The 5173-nt window shown below is 34.5% G+C and carries 2 protein-coding genes and 1 pseudogene; all 3 read right to left on the reverse strand.

All coding sequences use genetic code 11. The features are described from left to right. Positions 1 to 33: 33 nt before the first annotated feature. Positions 34 to 1680, reverse strand: coding sequence for a hypothetical protein (locus AABL81_RS13430; RefSeq protein ID WP_341341314.1), 1647 nt, complete (start codon positions 1678 to 1680; stop codon positions 34 to 36). Positions 1681 to 1698: 18 nt separating this feature from the next. Then, on the reverse strand, positions 1699 to 4026 hold the full coding sequence (locus AABL81_RS13435; RefSeq protein ID WP_341341315.1) for a hypothetical protein: 2328 nt from the start codon (positions 4024 to 4026) through the stop codon (positions 1699 to 1701). A 26-nt stretch (positions 4027 to 4052) separates the two neighbouring features. Next, positions 4053 to 5173, reverse strand: a pseudogene (locus AABL81_RS13440) (hypothetical protein); the annotation flags it as partial.

Below are 5173 nucleotides of genomic sequence, written 5' to 3' on the forward strand. Positions count from 1 at the left end.
TTATTGTTATAGGACTGAAAAAGTTTTACAAAACTAAAAAGTCAAGATGACTTCATTATTATAAAACCTAATACTTGCATCGCCATCTTTAAAATTCAATGACTTTCGATCCATATTAACCGTACGATTACCTGCCAAAGTACCATCAACATTATAGATATTAGTGTCCTTATCAGCAGCAGGTGTTGTCCATTTTACTGTTTTGTTATCACCTTCTCCTTCGATAGTTAATACTTGTCCTTTTGTAGCTCCGTTTGTATCAATAGCTACATCATAGAAAACTTCCTTACCATCTTTTTCTGGAGTCGCTTTCCCGTCTGAAACAATAACTCCATTACCAGCTCTAACAACTGTATTAACTTGATCTTTTAAAATCTCTGCCTTATTAATACTTACTTTGTACTCCGTATTATTATTATCAACAGTAGGTGTAACAGTAACAAGATTATCTGTACCAACAACAGTTGTCGTTTTTTGGACTGCTTGTATAGCTTCCTGAGAAACATTTACAGCGTACGTAGTGTGTTTTCCTCCTTCAGCAGGTGTTTTAGTAACAGTTGTGTTTGTTCCATTTACAACCTCCACCGTTTTTTGACCAGTCTGAATAGCCGGTTCTAAATCTACAGATGAAGCAACATCATTTACAGTACTTGTAAGTGCGCTTCCATTAAGCGCCAACTCATTAGTTGTAGCTGTAATTAAAGTAGATTGATCAACCCATTTAGTTGTAGTACCATCAGTAATCAATACTTGCCCAGCAGCAGTACCAGGTGTAATTTGATCATTAGTTACTTTCCCTCCTATATTCTGTAAACTTAACTTCTTTTCATCAACATCGATTGTGAATGCTTTCAATGCAGCTCCTTTTGCTCCCTCACTTAACACAACCTTATCACTTGCAACAGTTACATCTTGTCCTGTTACAAGAGAAGATGCTAAGTTTTCATACTTAACCGATCCATCCTTCTGAACAACAGCAACCTTACCTTCATCTTTCGGATCGGCTACTAATTTACCAGCAGTTACATTTTTATCAGCTAAATCTTCCGTTTTTACTTCTCCATTTTTAATTTGCGCAGAAGTAATAGATTCGTTTTTAACTCTTAAAGAAGTTTCTACAAGCGTAGCTTTCACACCACCTGCAACCACTTCAATAGTAGCATTATCCCCATCTGCTGCAGACAAATTCTTAGCATCACTTAATTGTGAAGCCGTAATGGTAGTTGGTGTCCATTTACCATCTACAAATGTCAAAACTTGATTAGCAATAGGCTTTGATTCACTTACTTGTGAACCCTGAATAGCAACAACCTTTGTTTCTCCTGTTTTTCCTACAGCATCACCTTTTAAAGTAATTTCAGTAACATCAGATTGTTTTGCAAAACGTACCCAACGATCAATATCCCAATAGTAATAACCAGGAGTTACGTCATTTTGAGTATTTTGAGTATTTTCATTATATACCATCAATGATTGGGCAGGATCATTTACCGTTTCTTTATCTTTTGTAGATTTTAAATATACACGTGGAATTAACAAACCTCTTTTAGGAGATGTAATATCTACTGCTGCAGATTTATGTGGCTTATCCGTTCCGAATCCTTGTTGTGCATGAGCTTGCTCAGCACTTAAAGAAAGTACTAAAGCAAGTCCTGCATATCCTATATAAGATTTTTTCATTTTGTTGTGTTTTTTTAATTAGTTACGCCCTACAATGATCCATTTACTACCGTTAGATTTAATAATCCAACCTTGGAATGGCATTGCTCCGTAAGTTAATTCTGTCCCATTTGCTTTGATATTCAAATAAGCAGATGGCTCTACTGTATTCACAATTTTCACACTAATTGTTTGTCCTTCTGCTCCTGATGGTGTTGGTAATTCTAAATTAATATCAGTAGTACCAATTTCTACTTCTATTACCACCTCTGGTGTTAGAGGACTATATCCATCTATTTTAGAAATATTAGTAGTTGAATTAATTACTGTTGGACTCATTGATTGATTTACAGTTGCTAAAACTCCTTCACCATTTACCACTACAACTTTATTAGCTCCTGTTGCAGGTTGTAATCCTTTAATTGCTAAAGTATTTGTCTTATCTGAAGTAATTTCAGTTGGACTTGTTAGTGCTCCTCCTAATGTGATGTTATTTTTACCATCCTTAGTTAAACCATTATCTGCTGTAACAGTATTTCCTAAGTTAGAAGCATCAATCCATTTCGTTGTCTTTGTATCAGTACCAGTAGTAACTAACACCATTCCATCTGTTGCACCTGGAGTAATCTCAATACTTGCAGCGTGTAACAATGCTTTCTCTCCACCTGTAACAGTAATACTTGTTGATGTTAATCCTCTACCTTGTGTTGCAGATATATTTTTAATATTTACAGTTGCTACTCCATCTGCAAAATTAATTGTTGGATCATTTTCTGCTTCTTTTACAACACCAGCAGTATTGTCTTTTCCATTTGCCTTTGCATTAGCAATAGAGATAGTATAATCTTTACCACCTGTTGTATTATCAGTACCAGCATTAATAGCAATTGGCGCTGTACCTGTATACGTATCTTTATTATTTAAAGCAGATTGCTTTTCCCATTTCACAACACCATCAGTACCTGTTACTAAAACAGATGTTGGGTCTGCTTTAGCTATATCCACAGCTTGAATAGTACCATCTGCAATCTCATCTGATGTAACTGCACCTGTAGCAATATGGTCTGCTGTAATCTTATCTTTACCTATGTTTAACTTAACATCAGCTAATAATGAATTAGTCGCTGTTGTTTCTTTTGCTTCACCGTTCTCTCCAATTACAATAACTCCATCAGTAGTTAATGTTTTAGCTTCTAAATTTCCTTTAGAAATAGCATCTTCTACAAAATCCTTTGCCGAAGCTTGTTTTAAAACACCATCTTTATCTGCAACTACAATATTATTAGTTTCTGTCGTTTTACCAGCATTTTCTAAACCTGCAATTGCTAATGTATTTGTCTTATCTGAAGTAATTTTAGTTGGACTTATCAGTATTCCTCCTAATTTGATATTATTTTGTTCATCCTTAGTTAAACCATTATTTGCTGTAACAGTATTTCCTAAGTTAGAAGCATCAATCCATTCAGTCGTGGCATTATCTCCATCACCTTTTGTAACAAGAACTTGACCTGCTTTACTACCTCCTTTAATATCAATAACTACATCTTGTAAAAGAGCATTTTTTCCTTTTTCACTAACAACAATAGAACTTGAAGTTAACCCTCTTCCTGTAATATCTCCATTCTTGATAGACTCTTCAATTAATGATTTCGGAGATGTAATTTTTAAAATTCCATCTGCCCCCATCACTACGATCTTTTGCTCTTTCCCATCAAATTTATCAGAAACATCTGTTAATCCAATAATTGCTAAATTCTTTCCATTTCCAGTACCAATAGTCGTTAAGTCTTTAGTTAAAGCTCCACCTAATTCAAATTGGCTATTTCCTTCTTTATCATTAACTACAGTTAAACCGTTTGTAGCACTAACAGCATTAGATACAAACTCTTTTGGATCAATCCAAACCGTTGTACTATTACTACCATCTATCTTAGTTACTAAAACCTTTCCGTCTTTATCACCTCCTTTTACACTAACTTTATAATCAGTATCATGTCCATTAGTAGTTTTTTCAACTGTAACGTTATTTCCTTCTGTTACTGTAACTGCACTACCTGAATTAGAAGATACAAAACGTACCCATCTACCAGTATTATTATTAAATTTTGCATCCCAATAGTAAAAACCTGGAGCAGTTTGAGTTCCTTTATTATAAACCATCAACGCATCTGCAGGATCAGAAACAGGAGCAGCCTTGTCTAACTCAGCGATATCAATACGTGGAATCAATAAACCTCGTTTTGAAGAAACGATATCAACAGCTGATGATTTATGTGGAGCATTTGTTCCAAAACCTTGTTGAGCTGATACGTTTGTAGTTGCAAGAACTGAAAATGCTACTGAAGCAGATAATATTAATTTTTTCATGTGTTTTGTTATGTTAAGTAAGGTGATTATAATTTGTTAACGATTATCCACTGTGATCCGTTAGAAACGAAGTCCCATCCAGAATATGGCAAGGCTGTATAAACCTCTTGTAATCCTTCTATCGCTCCGAAAACAGTTACATAGTTATCTTCGTTCTTATCTTGTTTTTTAATTGTGTATTTTTTTCCTTTATTCGCTGTGTTAGCTGTTGGTAAAGTAATCGTTACATCTCCATTTACTGCATTCCCTAAGATGATTACATCATCAGTCAACACATCATATTTACCATTTACTTCTTTGATCGAGTTTGTTGTCATTAGATTAACAGACAACTCTCCTTCTTGAGAAATAATAACAGTTGGATTTGTTTTTGCTTCTTTTACTAAACCTAAAACAGACTCGGCATTATTAGCAGCTCCTTTTGCTGTGGCAACATTTACATTCCAAATTGTGTTGTTAGCATCTTTTGAATCAACTTTACTTTCAACTGTAGTATTTGTACCATCTACTAAAACAACTGTTTTTTGATTTCCTTGTACTACTGTTTCAAAATTTTGATAGGTAACGTTTCCTTCTTTATCTGCAATACCAACTCTTCCTGCTTCTCCAGTTCCAGCTGTTAGCTTATCTGCTGAAATACCTTTGTCAGCAATTTGAATTCCAGCATTAGCCAGTAACTTTCCTGTTCCATTACTTTGATCAGTAAACTCAAGACCACCAGCTACAGTTAAATCTCCTTTTGTACTTTCAACTGCCTTAATGTTTTTTAACAACTCTTCTAAAGCACCTTGAACATCTGTTGATGTAAAGCCTACTTTATTATCAATTGCTACATTAGAAGCATTCATATCTATTGAACCAATTACAACTCCTTCAGCATTTTTAAACTCATATTGATGTGTTGTCTTATTCAATTCAACTGAAACTTCTTTTGGATCAATATTAACTCCAGTAGCACCATTAACTGGTTTACCATCTGCTCCTACTTCTTTTTCGTTATAGTAAGTATAAGAACCATTTGTATTTTTAACTAATACTGTAACAGTTTCGTTAGCTGAAACCAACTTGCCTAAATCAATTGTCTCTGAAGACCCGTTTGAGTTTACATATGTTAGAGCATTTGTTCCTTCATTGTAAGTCAAACTCG

The organism is Myroides sp. C1519, assembly GCF_038039755.1.
GTDB lineage: Bacteria > Bacteroidota > Bacteroidia > Flavobacteriales > Flavobacteriaceae > Flavobacterium > Flavobacterium phaeum_A.